Consider the following 17,211-nt stretch of genomic DNA (forward strand, 5'->3'; position numbering starts at 1 on the left):
AAGGAAAAATCTCACGCGTGAGCTATTGAGTGCCTTGAGGATTGCCTGTAGATTTTCTCACGCGTGAGTTTTTCACAGCGAGGTCAGTACCAATGAACAGCAGCTCTCCATCGAGCCCATCAGCAGGGCCCGATACCGATTCAGCAAGCCTCAAGGGAGAGCGCTTGAAATCGCCTGCAAAAAAACCGTCGAGCTTTTACATGAAGCAGATGCGTGCGGGGCTGGCGGCGGCCGGTTATGTGAAACACGAGACTTGGGTGCTTCCCGAAAACCGAAGCCTGCTCAAGCAAATGGAGAAACAGCTACGCCAACCGATCCTGGCTGGCTCATTCATGTCGGAGAATTTCATGAGCGCAGGTACCAACTGGAATATCGATCGCCTCTTCAGTGCTCTTCAGGCGCTGGATGACGTGACGTCCAATGACATTACGCTTTCTCTCGTCCAAGGCTCCGAGTCCAGCATCAAGATGGAGATGAACGACTTTGGTGGCTTGCCGATTTACATCGCGGTGGTGGGCGAGCAAATCATCGTGGATACCGTCCTGGTCGACGCCGAGTCCATCAACGATGTCGCGAAATTCAACGACGCCGTGCTGCGCAGCCGGGAGATGTTCCCGTTGTCGTCCATCGGTATCGAGTCCATGCCGAACGGGCAGGTGGTTTACAACATGTTCGGTGCGCTCAGCTCCGACTCCAGCCTGACCAACATCGTGACCGAGGTGAAAACCCTGGTTGATAACGTGCAGCGCGCCAGCGAAGCCTTCGAACGTTTCTTCATTTAATTATTCGGGAAAATCCAATGACTCAGTCCATCTGGAGCAAATTGTTCACCGCGTTGCGTGGCGGTGCCAGCGAAGTCGGCGAATCGATCGTCGACCAACAGGCCCTGCGCATCCTCGACCAGGAAATTCGCGATGCCGACAGCGCCTTGGCCAACGCCAAGCGTGAATTGGTAAGCATCATGGCCAAGCACAAACTGGCGGCTGATCGCGTTGGCGAGTACGACGCCAAGATCAAAGACCTGGAATCCAAGGCGATGGCCGCTATCCAGGCCAACCGTGAAGACCTCGCCCTGGAAGTGGCCGAAGCCATTTCGACCCTGACCAACGAGCGGGACGTGGAGCAAAAGCAGACGACCGAGTTCGGTGGGTACGCTGAAAGCATGCGCAAAGACATCACCAAAGCCGAGAGCCGCATCAAAAGCCTGCGCCAGCAAGTGGACATGGCCAAGGCTCGCGACAGCGTGCAAAAGGCCCAGGTCAGTGCCTCCATTGCCAGCGGCGGTGCCAACGGCAAGCTGGAAACCGCGGTCGGTACGCTCAACCGCTTGCAGGCCAAGCAGCAGCAACGTGCCGCTGAGCTGCAAGCCCAGGATGAGCTGGCTGATGCGTCAACGGGCACGGACCTGGAGCGCAAACTGCGCGATGCCGGCATCACGCCGAACGAAGGCAGTGCCAATGCGATTCTGGAGCGTCTGAAGCAAAAGTCGGCTGAGTAATCAACGCAGGTCAGTTAAGCCTGCAACTTTGTGGGGAGGGAGCTTGCTCCCGCTGGGCTGCGCAGCAGTCCTGTTTTTGGGGCCGCTTCGCGCCCCAGCGGGAGCAAGCTCCCTCGCCACAGTGGCAGTGCCTTTCTTTTGTATGTTGAGGTCAGGATGAACGCCTTGAAGGGTTTCAAGACAATCGCAGGCCTGGCCCTCTTCATGGTCGCGCTGCAACTGCTCAATGTGGCGACCGGTTACAGCCTCATGGCATTCGGGCTAATCCCAAGAACGGTGCAGGGTCTGTTCGGCATCCTCTCCTCGCCGTTTTTGCACGCCTCCTTCGCCCACCTGAGCGCCAACCTGATTGCCTTTGTGATCCTGGGTTCTCTGGTCATCATCGAAGGGGTCAACCGGTTCATCGCCGTCAGCGCCATCATCATTCTGCTGGGCGGCTTGTTGGTCTGGCTGTTTGGTTTTTCAGGCGTACACGTCGGCGCCAGCGGCTGGGTGTTCGGGCTATGGGCTTATCTGCTGTCTCGCGCCTGGTTCCATAGAAGCTGGGGCAACCTGCTAACAGCCGCTGTCGTGGCTTTGCTGTATGGCGGACTGGTCGTGGGCTTCCTTCCGCGGCAGGGCGTTTCCTTCGAAGGGCATCTGTTTGGTGCGCTCGCCGGATTTATTGCAGCCAAGGTACTTCTATCCACGCCGCGCAGCGGGTTTAATGCCGGGTGAACGCACTTGAGCATCCAGACGCCGAGGCGATGCTGTCGTCAGGATTCAAGTACCCAGGGAGCCAGGGGCCAAATGTCGATTTTCCTACTGTTACGCATGTACGCCTCGTCCCTCTTTCACCGCTTCGGTTGGGCAGGGCTGATCGTTGCCTTGGGTGTCCACCTGAGCACGGCTTACCTGGGCCTGGTGTTGCTGGGCGAACAACACCTCACCGCTCCCGCCACGTTTATCTACTTCTACCTCACCACCACACTCACCGTCGGCTATGGCGACCTCGCGCCGCAGACCTCGGCGGGACGAATTTTCGTGGCGACCTGGGTCATGCTCGGGGGCATTGCGCTGCTCACGGCCGCCATCGGCAAAACCACCAGCAGTGTTATCGATGCATGGAGAAAAGGCATGAAGGGCAAAGGTGATTTCACCGGCAAGGTCGGCCATACCGTGCTGATCGGCTGGGAGGGCGCGTCCAGCGAGCGGGTGATTGAATTGTTGCTGCAAGACGAAACCTCGAACGACAACCTGATCGTGATCTGCGATTGCAGCCTTGAAGAAAATCCGATGCCGGGCAAAGCAGCGTTCATCCGCGGCGAAAGCCTGTCTTCCACCGCACTGTTGCTGCGTGCCGGTGTGCCCGGTGCCGAGCGTGTGCTGGTGCGAACCCCGTCTGATGACCTGACGCTGGCCACCGTGCTGGCGGTGAATCAACTGAGCCCCGTCGGGCATGTGGTCGCCCACTTCAACGAAAGTGAAATCGCTGCACTGGCCAGCTCCTACGCCCCGCGCCTGGAATGCACGTCCAGCATGGCTATCGAAATGCTGGTGCGCGCCTCTCAGGATCCGGGCTCGTCGGTGGTCATCAATGAGTTGCTGTGCGTGGGGCAGGGCGCCACCCAGTACCTGATGAAATTGCCCGAAGCCTTTGAGGCAACATTCGGCGAGCTGTACACGCAGATGAAGGAGCGCCACAACGCCACCCTCATCGGCTATCGCGCCAAAGGTGTTCAGCAGCCATCGATCAACCCGCCCAGTGCCACAGAGGTCAAAGGCGGCGAACTCTTCTACATCGCTTCCACTCGCCTTAAGGAAATCTCCCATGGGATGGCTTAAACAGTTGATGGGGCTTGAGGCCCCAAAAGCCACTACCGACTCGAGCCGAACCGCCAGCCCAAGCCTGCCTGCCACTGGCCCTTTGGGCCTGGCGCCGGGCAAGGGCGTGATGTTCGACACCACCCTGAAATTGCTGCTCGATGAAAAAACCAACGTGGTGATCCCCGGCTCCCAGGAAATCTGGAGCAATGGCACCATCGATCTTGGCCAGTCCACCTGGCTGTCGCGCTATTACATGAACGACGAAGATTATTGGTTGCAGGTGCACACCACCGGCCAGATAGCGGGCCAGGTCGAGTCAGTGATTCTGTTCAACTACCTCAGCTACGTCACCATCAGCAGTGAAGCGGAACTGCGCAGGCTGGCGGGCCCACAGAGCCTGATCGGGCTGCCGACCTACACCCACGACGGCGTTGAGTACTTCCGGGAGTGGGGCAGCGAGGACGGCCAGACCGAATTGGTGGCGATGAGCGAACAGGTCACCAGCCCAGAAGCCACCTACAGCGTCGAGCACCGTTCGATGCTATACGCCCGCGACACCGGCCTGACCGACCGTCGAGAGTTCCTGCTGTTCTCCGTCGAAGAAGATGCCGAAGGCACCATCAGCCTGAGCACATCCCTGGGCATTTCGCTGTACACCACCGACCTGACTACGCTCTAAAAAAGGAAGCCGTCCATGCTAGAAGCACTCTCCATCTCCCTCAACAAAGCTGCGGTGCTCGGCTTTGTCCTCTACATCCTGGGGGCTGCGGTACTGTTCGCGCTGTTCCAGTTCATCTACACCCGCATCACCCCGCACAAGGAGTTCGAACTGATCCGTGCGGGCAACACCTCCGCAGCGGTCGCCCTGGGCGGTGCCATCGTCGGTTTCGCCATTCCGGCCAGCAACGTGATTGCCTACTCGATCAACGTTCTCGACTTCATCGTCTGGGCCGTGATCGCCGCCGTCGTCCAACTGCTGGCGTTCCTGCTGACCAGCCTGGTGCTCAAAGGCACGTCCGAGCGCATCAAGAAGGGCGAACTGGCGGCCGGTATCTACGTGGCCGCGGTGGCCATCAGCGTCGGCATGCTGAATGCCGCGTGCATGACGCCCACCTCGAACTGATTGCCCACGGAGCTCCCGATGAAACGAAGCAAGTACGTCCAGCTGTCGCTGGCAGCGTCGGTCGCCATGGCGATATCCGGCTGTGGCCCAACGGAAAAAACCTACGACCTGCAAAAGAAGTACAACTTCCAGTCGGTACAGCAATGCGCCGATGAAAAACTTCCGGTGGACGTCTGCTCGGACGCCTACATGACGGCCATGGCCGAGCATCGCCGCATTGCGCCGGTGTATGACAGCCAGGCCGATTGCGACGCCGACTTTGTTGCTGATTGGTGCCAGCAAGACTCCACCGGCAAATTCATCCCGCGCTTGGGCGGTTTCGAACTGACCGCCGAAGGCCAGGTGACCCAATCCCAGGTCGACGCTGCCAATGCGCAAGCGGCCAACGCTCAGGCCAGCGGCGGCGGCTCAGGCTTCTCCACCAGCAGCCTGCTGACCGGCTTGCTGATCGGCAACATGCTTAGCAACAACCGCAACAGCTACCGTTCGGAACCGGTGTACCGCTATCGCGATGATCGCGGCAACTACGGTAATTCGACGCTCAACCAGCGCGTGTCCAATGGCGCGACCTTTGGCCGTTCCAACCAGGCCCGCTACGGCAGCAGCAATTACACCAGCACGCTGCGCTCTTCACCTAAGTCGAGCTCGGTTTCATCGGCCACCTCTCGCGGCGGCTTCGGCAGCAAAGCCAGCGCACGCAGCGGCTGGGGCGGCGGGTCGAGCAGCTAAGGAAACCGGCCATGAAGAAGATCCAATGCGCAGAGCGTCATGACTGGAAACATACAGCCGAGAGTCTTGGCTTCCTGTTCCATACCATTGACGGCGAACCTTACTGGGACGAAAGCGCGTACTACCAGTTCACGCTCAAGCAAATCGAGCGCGACCTCGAAGACCCGACCGCCGAGCTCCATGACATGTGCATGGACCTCGTCGCCCGCGTGGTCCACAGCGAAGAACTGCTTGAACGCCTGAGCATCCCCGCGCCTTTCTACGACATGATCCGAACCTCATGGCTCGAAGGTCACCCGCACCTGTACGGGCGCATGGACTTCTCCTACAACGGCAGCGGGCCCGCCAAGTTGCTGGAGCTCAACTACGACACCCCCACCAGCCTCTATGAAGCAGCCGCGTTTCAGTGGGGCTGGCTGGAACAATGCATCGAGCGCGGCCTGCTGCCCAAGCACGCCGACCAGTTCAATAGCATCGACACCAAACTGCACCAGGCCTTCGCCCAACTGCAGGTCAACCAGCCGTTCTACTTCGCCTCGATGAAAGACTCCATCGAAGACAAAGGCACCACCGACTACCTGCGTCTGGTTGCCGAAAAAGTCGGCATCGAATCGCGCCACATCGACGTCGAAGACATCGGCCTGACCAGCGAAGGCCGCTTCGTCGACCTTGAAGATCGCTGGATCCCCCACCTGTTCAAACTGCACGCCTGGGAGTTCATCTTCCACGAGCCCTTTGGTGCCGCGATTGCCAAGAGCGACACGCAGTTCTTCGAACCCGCGTGGAAATCGATCCTCTCCAACAAAGGCATCCTGCCGCTGCTGTGGGAGTTCAACCAAGGCCACCCCAACCTGCTCGCGTCCCACCTGGACACCGACCCAGGCAAGGCCGTGCCAAAAGGCTGGGTGCGCAAGCCGTTCTTCTCCCGGGAAGGCGCCAACATCGAACTACAAACCGCCGACGGCCTGATCGTAAAAGAAGGCGGCCCCTACACGGATGCGCCCTTCATCCTTCAGGAGTTCGCACCGCTGCCAAAATTTGGGGACAGCTACACGCTGATCGGCTCCTGGGTCATTGGCGACCAGGCCGCTGGAATAGGTGTGCGAGAGGACAATAGCTTGATCACCAAGGACTCAAGCCGGTTTCTGCCGCACTTGATCCTGGATTAAGGAAGTTGATCGTTCCCACGCTCCGCTTGATCGTTCCCACGCTCCGCGTGGTAATGCATCCAGTGACGCTCCGCGTCACCCACACGCATCTCAATCTACACCCATAAAAAAGCCTGCCTTTTCAGGCAGGCTCAATACGGAGCATGGCAGTCTTAGCTCTGGCGAGCAGACAGGGCCGAGTAGCTGTTCATCAAATTGCGGTAGTTAGGAATCCGCTGGGACAACAAATTCCCCAGCCCTTCGATATCGTTGCGCCAGTCGCGGTGCAACTCACACGCCACCGAGAACCAGTTCATCAACTGTGCACCGGCCTGTGTCATCCGGCTCCACGCCGCCTGCTGCACCGTGGTGTTGAACGTGCCCGACGCATCCGTCACCACAAACACCTCAAACCCTTCCGCCAGCGCCGACAACGTCGGGAACGCCACACACACATCCGTCACCACACCGGCAATGATGATTTGCTTACGCCCCGTGGCCTTGATCGCCTTGACGAAATCCTCGTTGTCCCAGGCATTGATCTGACCAGGGCGAGCGATATACGGCGCGTCCGGGAACATCTCCTTCAACTCCGGCACCAGCGGGCCGTTAGGGCCTTGCTCGAAACTGGTGGTGAGGATGGTCGGCAAGTTGAAGAACTTGGCCAGGTCAGCCAGGGCCAGCACGTTGTTCTTGAACTCGTTGGGGGAGAAGTCCTGCACCAGGGAGATCAGGCCGGTCTGGTGATCGACCAGCAGAACAATGGCGTCGTCTTTGTTCAAGCGGTTGTAGGTTGCAGTGCTCATGGTTGAATCCTTTTTTGTTTAGGTTGGTTGGGCGTTGCGTTCAACATGGGCACAGATTAATGGGTGGGTGACGAGGGATAAATCGGGTGGAAGGAGTCTTACTGTCAACTCAAGGTGGACAATGGTTAAGGCGCGATTTCAGGCCTCAGGTCGCTGCGCAGAACAGGAATGAATTGTCTGCCTCAATGACATTGATTGAAGGGTGGGCCAGCAGCTGTTGGGTAATTGAACTGTGTTTTACGGGCATTAAAAAGCCGGCTTGTGGCCGGCTTCTCGGGGACTGCCTCAGCTTGTTTTTGACAAACCTCACCAGCCTTCAAATCGCTCAGCCCACATTGCGTCAGGCTGAATAGTAGGGGCATCCGCGGGAACTCCTCCGCTTCGCCGGCAGGAAATCAGCTAAAAGCGACCCCTGCCAAATGTGCGGCGCATGATACCCACATTCACCTCAGTTGCCCACCTCCGGTTCCGATTTAGAGCCTTCCCAGCCCAGCAGGTGTTCATCCAGTGGCACCGCTGGGCGGCGGTTGTTGAGGGTGGACCACCAGAATACCCAGCCGACGATCTTGAAGCTTTGTTCGAAGCGTTCTTCGTGGTTGAGGTATTCGTCCGGGTGTTCGCTGGCGTTGTGGCTGCGCATGCGCAGGCCGCCGCCAGGACGGTTGTAGAGGTATTTGATGCGCAGCATGCCGTCGTGTTCAACGGCGTAGATTTCACCGTCGATGATTTGGGTGCGGCCTCGGTCGATGGCGAGGGTGGCGCCTTGTTGGATGATGTCGATCATGCTGTTGTCGACCATGTAGGCGCCTATCGCGCGGTCGGGGTTGACGTTGAGGGTTTCCAGATTGTGCAAGGAGACGCGGATGCGTTCGGTTGAGGTGAAGGTGGGGTGGAGAGGGATCTCCACGTCGGTTTTTTCCGGGCGGCAGGCGGGGCCTGTGAGGTATTTGCCTGTGTCTTCGCGGGTGGTTGCAATCCTTGCGATGGGGCCTTCCAACAGGTAGTTGGCAGGCGGGTGCTTGGGGCCTTTACCGTCGCTTAACCAGCGACTTGAGACGCACAGCAATTCTGCGATCTCGTTGAGTCGGCCCATGGGGACGCCGCGTTTGAACCAGTTGTTCACGTGCTGAGGCGTGACGCCGCGGTTCTTGGCGAAGTCGGAGGCGGAAAGATGAACTTCCCGTAGTAGTGCTTTTAAACGATCACCTGATGTATTCATAAACGCAGAGTTTACTGGCCGGAAAGTCCCATCAAATAAACCATGCGTTGATTTGCCGTTGTAGGATCTGGCTTAGTTATGGCTTGATCTTTCATGTATGCAACTTGGTTAAACGCTGCAACTAAACATTGAACTTGATGTTTAGTCTGGCCCATAAAAAAGCCCCGAATTAACGGGGCTTTTTATTTGCCGTGGCACTGAGGTGCGGGTATCAGCCTTTGTAGGCAGCAACCGACTTCATGATCTCGGCGCGGGCGGCGTCTGCGTTGCCCCAACCGTCGATCTTCACCCACTTGCCTTTTTCGAGGTCTTTGTAGTTCTCGAAGAAGTGCTTGATCTGTTCCAGCAGCAGTGGCGGCAGGTCGGTGTATTCCTTCACGTCCACGTACAGCTGGGACAGCTTGTCGTGTGGCACTGCGATGACTTTGGCATCGCCGCCGCCGTCGTCGGTCATGTTCAGGATGCCGACTGGGCGGGCGCGGATAACCGAGCCTGGGGTGACCGGGTAAGGGGTCACGACCAGCACGTCGAGGGGGTCACCGTCGTCAGCCAGGGTGTTGGGGATGAAACCGTAGTTGGCCGGGTAGAACATCGGGGTGGCCATGAAACGGTCAACGAACAGGCAGTCGCTGTCTTTGTCGATTTCGTATTTGATCGGCGCGTGGTTGGCCGGAATTTCGATGGCGACGTAGATGTCGTTCGGCAGGTCTTTGCCAGCCGGAATCTTGCTGTAGCTCATTGGGCGTTGCCCCCGTTAGTTGGCCATGTGACATGGCCGGATTGGCCTAAAAGTGGCGGCGATTATAGGCATATTCTGACGCCTATGCCATGCGCCAAGCGTCGTACGGTCATTCGCCCTGTGGCGAGTAGCGCGGGTCGCTGGCTTGCAGTTGAGTCAGGCGGGCCAGGGGATCCTGGCGATAAAAGCGGCTGAGTTGGGCGTACACCTGTGGATAACTGTTGACCAGTAAATCCGGGGCGCTGAAGAAATATTCACTGGTGACGGCAAAGAATTCCGCCGGGTTTTCCGCAGCGTAAGGGTCTATCTCGGTCTCGGCGTCTGGGTTGGCGTCCAACTGGCGATTGAGGTCATCGAAGGCGCCTTGCATGACGCTGGCCCAGTCCTGCACGCGCATGTCATGGTGCAGAGGCGGCAGGCCGTTGGCGTCGCCGTTGAGCATGTCCAGCTTGTGCGCCAGCTCGTGGATGACCAGGTTGTAGCCTTCCCATTGGCCGCTGGCGAGCACACCAGGCCAGGCGAGAATCACCGGGCCTTGTTGCCAGGCTTCGCCGCTGTGTTCGCCGTCCCATTCGTGCTCCACGCCACTGGCATCGCGATGGCGTTGCGGGCTGAGGAAGTCGTCGGGGTACAACACGATCTCATGGAAGCCCTGGTACCAGTCGAGGTCGCCCAGGTTCATCAGCGGCAATTGCGCCTGGGCGGCGAGCAACAGGCGTTGTTCCTGATGCAGTTCGACGCCGGGCAGGGCGGTGAGGTGTTTTTCGCTGAGGAACACCACGCAGGCTTCGCGCAGCCACTGGTCTTGCTCCGGCGTGATGCCGTCGAGGAAGGTCAGGTGGTGGCGCACCCGTTGCCAGGTGTCATCGGCAATCGGGTGCTTGGCCAGCAGGCGCCGGCGACGCCAGGCGCTGAGGGACCACACGGGGAGTCAGTGCGGGTTGGCTTCGGAGGACGTGCGGCCAAAGCGGCTGCGCACTACGCCAATAATCATCGGCACCAGTGACAGCAGGATGATGAACACCACCAGCAGCGACAGGTTCTTCTTGATAAAAGGCACGTTGCCGAAGAAGTAACCCAAGGTCACCAGGCCACCGACCCACAGGATGGTGCCCAGTACGCTGAAGCCGAAGAAGCGCGGGTACGGCATCTTGGCCACGCCCGCGACGAACGGCGCGAAGGTACGCAGGATCGGCAGGAAGCGCGCCAGGGTCACGGTCTTGCCGCCGTGCTTGTCGTAGAAGTCGTGGGTTTTTTGCAGGTAGTCGCGGCGGAAGATCTTGGAGTTCGGGTTGCTGAACAAGCGCTCGCCCGCCGTTCGTCCGATCACGTAGTTGGTGCTATCGCCGAGGATGGCCGCCAGCATCAGCAGGCCGGCCAGCAGGACTGGGTCCATACCGCCGCCAGCCGCTACAGCACCGGCGATGAACAGCAAGGAGTCGCCCGGCAGGAAAGGCATGACCACCAGGCCGGTTTCGCAAAAAATCACCAGGAACAGAATGGCGTAGATCCACGGACCGTAATTGGTTACCAGCATGTCGAGGTAGACGTCGAGATGCAGGATAAGGTCGAGCGGGTTGAAATCCATGGATGGCACCTGTGTGAATAGCCCGACTCAGCGGGCTTGTGCGGAAGCTCAGGCAATAAGGCTACAAGTAATTGTCGCGGTTCTTACAACCCTGAAAGGTCGGCATTATACGGATTGAGAGGTGAAAAGCGTGTGGCTTTTGTAGCGGGGAGTGTCGCGAAATTGTGAAGGGGTTGGGCTTCAAGCCAGTCGCCGGATCCAATGTGGGAGTTGGCTTGCCTGCGATAGCGGTGGGTCAGTATGAGAAATGCTCGCTGACACTCCGCCATCGCAGGCAAGCCAGCTCCCACAAGGATAGTGCGGTGTCTGGCTGACTGGTTTTCAGTCTTCGTTGATCGGCAACACGTAGTTTTTGAATTCGGTGTCTTCGCGAAACCCAATCGATTCATAGGTCTTCTGCGCCACGTCGTTATCGCTGCTGGTCGATACCCGCAACCGTACAGCGTGGGTGTCCTTGGCCATTTTCTTGGCCGTGCGCATCAGGTTGTCAGCCACCAGTTGCCGGCGTGCGTCCTCGGCCACATAGATGTCGTTGAGGATCCACACTCGCTTGAGCGACAACGAAGAAAAACTCGGATACAGCTGGCAAAACCCCAGCAGCCGCTTGTCGTCATCGTCGGCCAGGGCCAGGTAGATCACCGACTCCTTGCGCCGCAGGCGCTTTTCCAGGAAGGCCCGTGACGAGTCCGGGAACGGCAAGGCCCCGTAGAACTCGCGGTATTTGACGAACAACGGGGTCAACAGGTCCAGGTGTTCCAGGGTCGCTTGAGTAATCCGCATGCCAGGCCTCAACTTCCAAATGGGGTATGACCACACGAGCGGCCGTGACTCGATGCTGCCTAATGACGCTAAAAAGCGCAATCGTGCCGCTAGCGGTCATCTGCCGGGCTGAGCAGGAAATTGCCCTTCATCAGGTCCGGGTCGTCGGATTCGAGGGTCTGAACCTGTGCCTCATCCTTGAGATTGACCCCCGACAACTGCCGGCGACACGCCTCTCGCATCAAGTACAGCAGGCGATGGGTCGCCATGCCATAACTCAAGCCCTCCAGCCGCACATTGGAGATGCAGTTGCGATAGGCATCGGTGAGGCCGACCTTGGGGTTGTAGGTGAAATACAGGCCCAGGCTGTCCGGCGAGCTGAGCCCCGGTCGTTCGCCGATCAGGATCACCACCATCTTGGCGCCCAGTAGCTGCCCGATTTCATCGGCCACCGCTACGCGGCCTTGCTCCACCAGGATCACCGGTGACAAGGACCAGCCTTCGGCGTGGGCTTGTTCTTCCAGGCGCGCCAGAAACGGCGCTGTATGTTTATGCACGGCCAGTGCCGACAGGCCATCGGCCACCACGATGGCCAAGTCCACGCCACCGGGCTGGGCCAGGGCGTAGTCGCGCAGCGTTTGCGCCGACTCATCGCTCAGGCGTCGCCCAAGGTCCGGGCGTTGCAGGTAGATGTGCCGGTCCGTGGCGGCGCTGTGCAACAACAGGCTGTCTCGGCCACGTTCGGCCAGTTGGTGGCTGAGCCCGGCGTGATCGAAGGGCAGGTGCACCGCGTCCCGCGCCTGGGCGTGGGCAAACTGGAAGTCCAGTTGGGCGCTGGTGGGAAGGCTGGTGCCGGTGCGGCCCAGGGCAATACGCGCCGGGGTCAGGCGGCGCAGTTCCAGCCACGGGTTGTCAGGCAATTCTGGTTGCACAGTCGGCTCCTTCATCCCAATTGCGCCAAGGCGTGACGAAAGGCCGGTGGCAGGCTGTTGCCAAAGTGCACCTTGCCATCGGCCTGCGTGAAGATGCCCATTTTCGCCAGCCACTGCTCGAACTCCGGCGCCGGTTTTAAACCCAATGTTTGCCGCGCGTACAGAGCGTCGTGGAACGAGGTGGTCTGGTAGTTGAGCATGATGTCGTCGGAGCCGGGGATGCCCATGATGAAGTTGATGCCGGCCACACCGAGCAGGGTCAGCAGGGTGTCCATGTCGTCCTGGTCGGCTTCGGCGTGGTTGGTGTAGCAGATATCGCAACCCATGGGCACGCCGAGCAGTTTGCCGCAGAAGTGGTCTTCCAGGCCGGCGCGGATAATCTGCTTGCCGTTGTACAGGTACTCCGGGCCGATAAAACCGACCACGGTGTTCACCAGAAACGGCTTGAAGTGCCGCGCCACGGCGTAGGCACGGGTTTCACAGGTTTGCTGGTCGACGCCAAAGTGCGCATTGGCCGACAAGGCGCTGCCCTGGCCGGTTTCGAAGTACATCAGGTTCTGGCCCAGGGTGCCGCGCTTGAGGCTCAAGCCGGCGTCGTAACCTTCCTGCAGCACGTTCAGGTTGATCCCGAAACTGGCATTGGCCGCTTCGGTACCGGCAATTGACTGAAACACCAGGTCCAGCGGTACGCCGCGGTTGATCGCTTCGATGGAGGTGGTGACGTGGGTGAGCACGCAGGCCTGGGTGGGGATTTCGTAGCGCTGGATGATCGCGTCCAGCATCTCGAGCATGGCGCAGATCGAGGCGATGCTGTCGGTGGCCGGGTTGATGCCGATCATGGCGTCGCCGTTGCCGTACAGCAGGCCGTCGAGAATGCTCGCGGCGATGCCGGCCGGTTCGTCGGTGGGGTGGTTGGGCTGCAAGCGCGTGGACAAGCGCCCGCGCAGGCCCAGGGTGCCGCGAAACTGGGTGACCACGCGGATCTTCTGCGCCACCAGCACCAGGTCTTGCACGCGCATGATCTTGGACACGGCCGCGGCCATTTCCGGTGTCAGCCCTGGCGCCAATGCGCGTAGGGTATGTTCATCAGCCGCATCGCTGAGCAGCCAGTCGCGCAGGCCGCCGACGGTTAGGTGGCTGACCGCTGCAAACGCCTGTTTATCGTGGGTGTCGATGATCAGCCGGGTGACTTCATCGCTTTCATAAGGAATCAGTGCTTCTTGCAGGAAGTGCTTGAGCGGGATATTCGCCAGCGTCATCTGCGCCGCCACACGCTCACCGTCATTCTGGGCGGCGACACCGGCGAGGAAGTCCCCGGAGCGTGCGGGGCTGGCCTTGGCCATCACGTCCTTGAGGCTGTCGAAGCGGTAGGTTTGAGCACCCACCGCGTGGGAAAAACTTGCCATACAGTGTCTCCTTGATGACGCGGGCCTGCTGTGGGCAAGGCACCGCGTCGAGGTTTTCGGCAGTTAGTGCAGAGCGGCCTCTGCGGCCTGGATCGCCGCGAATTCCTCTTCCGGCGTGCCTGCTACCAAGTGATGCCGGCTGTAGAAAGCAAAGTAAGCAATTAATACTCCATAGATGATCGCCGCGCCAATCACCACGCGCGGGTCCACCAGAAAGCCCGCCACTACGGCCACGCAAGCCAGCACCAGTGCCACGCCTGAAGTGAAAATGCCCCCCGGCGTGCGGTATGGCCGCTCCATTTTAGGGCGACGAATGCGCAGGGTGATGTGGGCGGCCATCATCAATACGTAGGAAATGGTGGCGCCAAACACCGCCACCAGGATCAGCAAGTCACCCTGGCCGGTCAGCGACAGGCCAAAGCCGATAATCCCGGGGATCACCAGTGCCAATACTGGCGCCTTGCTCTTGTTGGTCTCGGACAATTTGCGCGGCAAGTAACCGGCACGGGACAAGGCAAAGATCTGCCGCGAATAGGCGTAGATAATCGAGAAAAAGCTCGCGATCAAACCGGCCAGGCCGACCAGGTTGACGAAGCTGCCCATCCAGGTGGAACCGCCGTAGGACAACGCCAAGGCTTCAACCAGCGGGTTGCCGGATTTGATCAGCGCGTAAGCCCCCGCACCGCCCGGCGCGATCACCAGGATCAACAGGGCAAAACTGGTCAGCACCACAATCGCGCCGATCAGCCCGCGCGGCAGGTCGCGCTTGGGATTCTTGGTTTCTTCAGCGGCCAGGGGCACGCCTTCCACCGCCAGGAAAAACCAGATGGCATAAGGGATCGCGGCCCACACGCCGACGTAGCCGAACGGCAGGAAGCTGCTGGCGCCCTTGGCCTCGGTCACGGGTATATCCAACAGGTTGGCGACGTTGAAGTGCGGCACCATCGACACCAGGAACACGCCCAGGGCAATCGCGGCGACGGCGGTGATCACGAACATCAGCTTCAAGGCTTCGCCCACACCAAAGATGTGGATGCCGATAAAGATTATGTAGAACGCCAGGTAGATCATCCAGCCGCCAATGCCGAACAACGACTCGCAATAGGCGCCGATAAACACTGCGATGGCGGCGGGGGCGATGGCGTATTCGATAAGGATGGCAGTACCCGTGAGGAACCCGCCCCAAGGGCCAAAGGCGCTGCGGGCAAAACCGTAGCCACCGCCAGCAGTGGGGATCATGGAGGACAGCTCGGCCAGGGAAAAGCACATGCACAGGTACATGGTGGCCATCAGCAAAGTGGCGAGGAACATGCCGCCCCAGCCGCCTTGGGCCAGGCCGAAGTTCCAGCCGGCGTAATCGCCGGAAATAACATAGGCGACGCCAAGGCCAACCAGTAGTACCCAGCCGGCGGCGCCTTTTTTCAGTTCGCGTTGTTGAAAATAATCGGTGCCGACTTTTTCGAAGTCGACAGAAGAACCAGTGGGTTCGCTAGGCATGGGAAGTACCTTCCATTCTTATTGTTTTTGACTCGGCGTCTGTGTGCCGAACGAGGTAGCAATTGCTTGTGATATCAAATGTGGGAGCTGGCTTGCCTGCGATAGCGGCCTGTCAGCTACCCCTTATTTGGCTGATACATCGTTATCGCAGGCAAGCCAGCTCCCACACTTGATTGCATTTCAAGTTGGGAACTGGTTGCTTGCTATAAGGCTGAGTTAGAAAAAGCCCAACGGATTAATGTCGTAGCTCACCAGCAAGTTCTTGGTCTGCTGGTAGTGATCCAACATCATCTTGTGGGTTTCACGGCCCACGCCAGACTTCTTGTAACCACCAAACGCGGCATGCGCCGGGTACAGGTGGTAGCAGTTGGTCCATACACGGCCGGCCTTGATCGCCCGGCCCATGCGGTAGGCGCGGTTGATGTCGCGGGTCCACAGGCCGGCGCCCAGGCCGAACTCGGTGTCGTTGGCAATCGCCAGGGCTTCGGCTTCATCCTTGAAAGTGGTGATGCTTACCACCGGGCCGAAGATTTCTTCCTGGAACACACGCATGTCGTTGGTGCCCTTGAGCAGGGTCGGCTGGATGTAATAGCCGGTGGCCAGGTCGCCCGTGAGCTTCTCGACCTTGCCACCGGTGAGCAATTGCGCGCCTTCGCCCTTGGCGATTTCCAGGTAGGACAGGATCTTGTCGAACTGCTGCTCGGACGCTTGGGCGCCGACCATGGTGTCGGTGTCCAGCGGGTCACCACGCTTGATCGACTCGACCTTCTTCATCACCACTTTCATGAAGTCATCGTAGATCGACTCTTCCACCAGAGCGCGGGAAGGGCAGGTGCACACTTCGCCCTGGTTGAAGAACGCCAGCACCAGGCCTTCGGCGGCTTTTTCGATAAATGCAGGTTCCGCTTTCATGATGTCGGCGAAGAAGATGTTCGGCGACTTGCCGCCCAGCTCGACCGTGGACGGAATGATGTTCTCGGCCGCGGCATGCATGATGTGCGAGCCCACAGGCGTTGAACCGGTAAAGGCGATCTTGGCGATGCGCTTGCTGGTGGCAAGGGCTTCGCCAGCTTCCTTGCCGAAACCGTGCACCACGTTCAGCACGCCCGGTGGCAGCAAGTCGCCGATCAGCTCCATCAGCACGCTGATGCCCAGCGGCGTTTGCTCGGCTGGCTTGAGCACCACGCAGTTACCGGCGGCCAGGGCCGGTGCGAGTTTCCACGCGGCCATCAGCAGCGGGAAGTTCCACGGGATGATCTGGCCAACCACACCCAGCGGTTCGTGGAAGTGGTAGGCGGCGGTGAGTTCGTTGATTTCCGCGCTGCTGCCTTCCTGGGCGCGGATGCAGCCAGCGAAGTAGCGGAAGTGGTCGGCGGCCAGAGGGATGTCGGCGTTGAGGGTTTCGCGCACGGCCTTGCCGTTGTCCCAGGTTTCGGTGATGGCCAGCAGTTCGAGGTTTTGCTCGATGCGGTCGGCGATTTTCAGCAGTACCCGCGAGCGGTCCTGGGCGCTGGTTTTGCCCCAGGCGTCTGCGGCTGCGTGGGCGGCGTCCAGTGCTTTGTCGATGTCTTTGGCAGTGGAGCGCGGGAAGTCGGCGATGGGCTTGCCGTTGACCGGCGAGGTGTTGGAGAAGTAGTTGCCATCGACCGGCGCCACGAATTCGCCGCCGATGTAGTTGCCGTATTTGGCCTTGAACGAAACGATGGCGCCTTCGGTACCGGGGTGTGCATAACGCATGGTGGGCATCTCCTGCTTTTATGTTTATCGGAGTACAGCGCTGCGAGCGCGTTATAAAGCGTAGAGCAAAGGTCGGGCCATCGCCGTGCGGGCCAGCAGAATCAAGAGGTTGGGCTTTGTTGCAAGGCTTTGCCGTGACGGGAGTGATACAGGCAAGGTGACAGTTTGTGCCATAAACGATACAGCCTGTGACCGGTGGGTCGGGCCGGGATTGCAATGGCCGG

Annotated in this window: 18 protein-coding genes; 8 read left to right on the plus strand and 10 right to left on the minus strand. The window is 59.5% G+C overall.

What is annotated here, in order from left to right; all coding sequences use genetic code 11:
- Positions 1-200 precede the first annotated feature (200 nt).
- The 8 genes from FXO12_RS22455 to FXO12_RS22490 all read left to right on the plus strand — a co-directional run bounded on the left by FXO12_RS22455 (position 201) and on the right by FXO12_RS22490 (position 6,325).
- Positions 201-782 (plus strand): YjfI family protein, encoded by a 582-nt coding sequence (locus tag FXO12_RS22455; protein ID WP_057975574.1) that lies wholly within the window; start codon positions 201-203, stop codon positions 780-782.
- 17 nt (positions 783-799) lie between these two features.
- Positions 800-1,498 (plus strand): PspA/IM30 family protein, encoded by a 699-nt coding sequence (locus tag FXO12_RS22460; RefSeq protein WP_057975573.1) that lies wholly within the window; start codon positions 800-802, stop codon positions 1,496-1,498.
- A 156-nt stretch (positions 1,499-1,654) separates the two neighbouring features.
- Positions 1,655-2,215, plus strand: a complete 561-nt coding sequence (locus FXO12_RS22465) for a rhomboid family intramembrane serine protease (RefSeq protein WP_054896928.1) — start codon at positions 1,655-1,657, stop codon at positions 2,213-2,215.
- A gap of 72 nt (positions 2,216-2,287) precedes the next feature.
- Positions 2,288-3,322 carry an ion channel gene (locus tag FXO12_RS22470; protein ID WP_054896927.1) on the plus strand — a complete coding sequence of 345 codons (1,035 nt, stop codon included), beginning with the start codon at positions 2,288-2,290 and terminating at the stop codon, positions 3,320-3,322.
- Complete coding sequence (locus FXO12_RS22475) at positions 3,309-3,983, plus strand: DUF2491 family protein (RefSeq protein WP_054918144.1); 675 nt, start codon at positions 3,309-3,311, stop codon at positions 3,981-3,983. Before FXO12_RS22470 ends, FXO12_RS22475 begins: the two co-directional genes overlap by 14 nt.
- Positions 3,984-3,998: 15 nt before the next feature.
- A complete protein-coding gene (locus tag FXO12_RS22480) occupies positions 3,999-4,427 on the plus strand; it encodes a DUF350 domain-containing protein (RefSeq protein WP_003194539.1) in 429 nt (142 codons plus the stop codon).
- Positions 4,428-4,445: 18 nt separating this feature from the next.
- Positions 4,446-5,156, plus strand: coding sequence for a DUF1190 domain-containing protein (locus tag FXO12_RS22485; protein ID WP_032895116.1), 711 nt, complete (start codon positions 4,446-4,448; stop codon positions 5,154-5,156).
- An 11-nt stretch (positions 5,157-5,167) separates the two neighbouring features.
- A complete protein-coding gene (locus tag FXO12_RS22490) occupies positions 5,168-6,325 on the plus strand; it encodes a glutathionylspermidine synthase family protein (protein WP_057975572.1) in 1,158 nt (385 codons plus the stop codon).
- A gap of 152 nt (positions 6,326-6,477) precedes the next feature.
- Here FXO12_RS22490 and ycaC read toward each other — a convergent pair whose 3' ends face one another.
- The 10 genes from ycaC to FXO12_RS22540 all read right to left on the minus strand — a co-directional run bounded on the left by ycaC (position 6,478) and on the right by FXO12_RS22540 (position 16,987).
- Positions 6,478-7,110 (minus strand): isochorismate family cysteine hydrolase YcaC, encoded by a 633-nt coding sequence (gene ycaC / locus FXO12_RS22495; protein WP_014720109.1) that lies wholly within the window; start codon positions 7,108-7,110, stop codon positions 6,478-6,480.
- Between the two features lie 448 nt (positions 7,111-7,558).
- The gene (locus FXO12_RS22500) at positions 7,559-8,329 is read right to left on the minus strand and encodes a S24 family peptidase (protein ID WP_057975559.1); all 771 of its coding nucleotides are present in this window, start codon (positions 8,327-8,329) and stop codon (positions 7,559-7,561) included.
- A gap of 211 nt (positions 8,330-8,540) precedes the next feature.
- Positions 8,541-9,068 carry an inorganic diphosphatase gene (ppa, locus tag FXO12_RS22505; protein ID WP_003176323.1) on the minus strand — a complete coding sequence of 176 codons (528 nt, stop codon included), beginning with the start codon at positions 9,066-9,068 and terminating at the stop codon, positions 8,541-8,543.
- A 109-nt stretch (positions 9,069-9,177) separates the two neighbouring features.
- Positions 9,178-9,993 (minus strand): zinc-dependent peptidase, encoded by an 816-nt coding sequence (locus FXO12_RS22510; protein ID WP_057975558.1) that lies wholly within the window; start codon positions 9,991-9,993, stop codon positions 9,178-9,180.
- A gap of 6 nt (positions 9,994-9,999) precedes the next feature.
- Entirely contained in the window at positions 10,000-10,656 is a 657-nt protein-coding gene (locus tag FXO12_RS22515; RefSeq protein ID WP_003194521.1) for a DedA family protein, read from the minus strand.
- A gap of 321 nt (positions 10,657-10,977) precedes the next feature.
- Positions 10,978-11,436 (minus strand): N-acetyltransferase, encoded by a 459-nt coding sequence (locus FXO12_RS22520; protein WP_014720105.1) that lies wholly within the window; start codon positions 11,434-11,436, stop codon positions 10,978-10,980.
- 89 nt (positions 11,437-11,525) lie between these two features.
- Complete coding sequence (gene eutC, locus FXO12_RS22525) at positions 11,526-12,362, minus strand: ethanolamine ammonia-lyase subunit EutC (protein ID WP_057975557.1); 837 nt, start codon at positions 12,360-12,362, stop codon at positions 11,526-11,528.
- Positions 12,359-13,753, minus strand: coding sequence for an ethanolamine ammonia-lyase subunit EutB (locus tag FXO12_RS22530; RefSeq protein ID WP_057975556.1), 1,395 nt, complete (start codon positions 13,751-13,753; stop codon positions 12,359-12,361). The genes eutC and FXO12_RS22530 overlap by 4 nt, the downstream gene beginning before the upstream one ends.
- A gap of 63 nt (positions 13,754-13,816) precedes the next feature.
- Positions 13,817-15,250, minus strand: a complete 1,434-nt coding sequence (eat, locus tag FXO12_RS22535; protein ID WP_057975555.1) for an ethanolamine permease — start codon at positions 15,248-15,250, stop codon at positions 13,817-13,819.
- 216 nt (positions 15,251-15,466) lie between these two features.
- Positions 15,467-16,987: an aldehyde dehydrogenase family protein gene (locus FXO12_RS22540; protein ID WP_054896912.1), complete on the minus strand. Its 1,521-nt coding sequence runs from the start codon at positions 16,985-16,987 to the stop codon at positions 15,467-15,469.
- Positions 16,988-17,211 lie beyond the last annotated feature (224 nt).

The organism is Pseudomonas sp. J380, assembly GCF_009827115.1.
Lineage (GTDB): Bacteria > Pseudomonadota > Gammaproteobacteria > Pseudomonadales > Pseudomonadaceae > Aquipseudomonas > Aquipseudomonas paracarnis.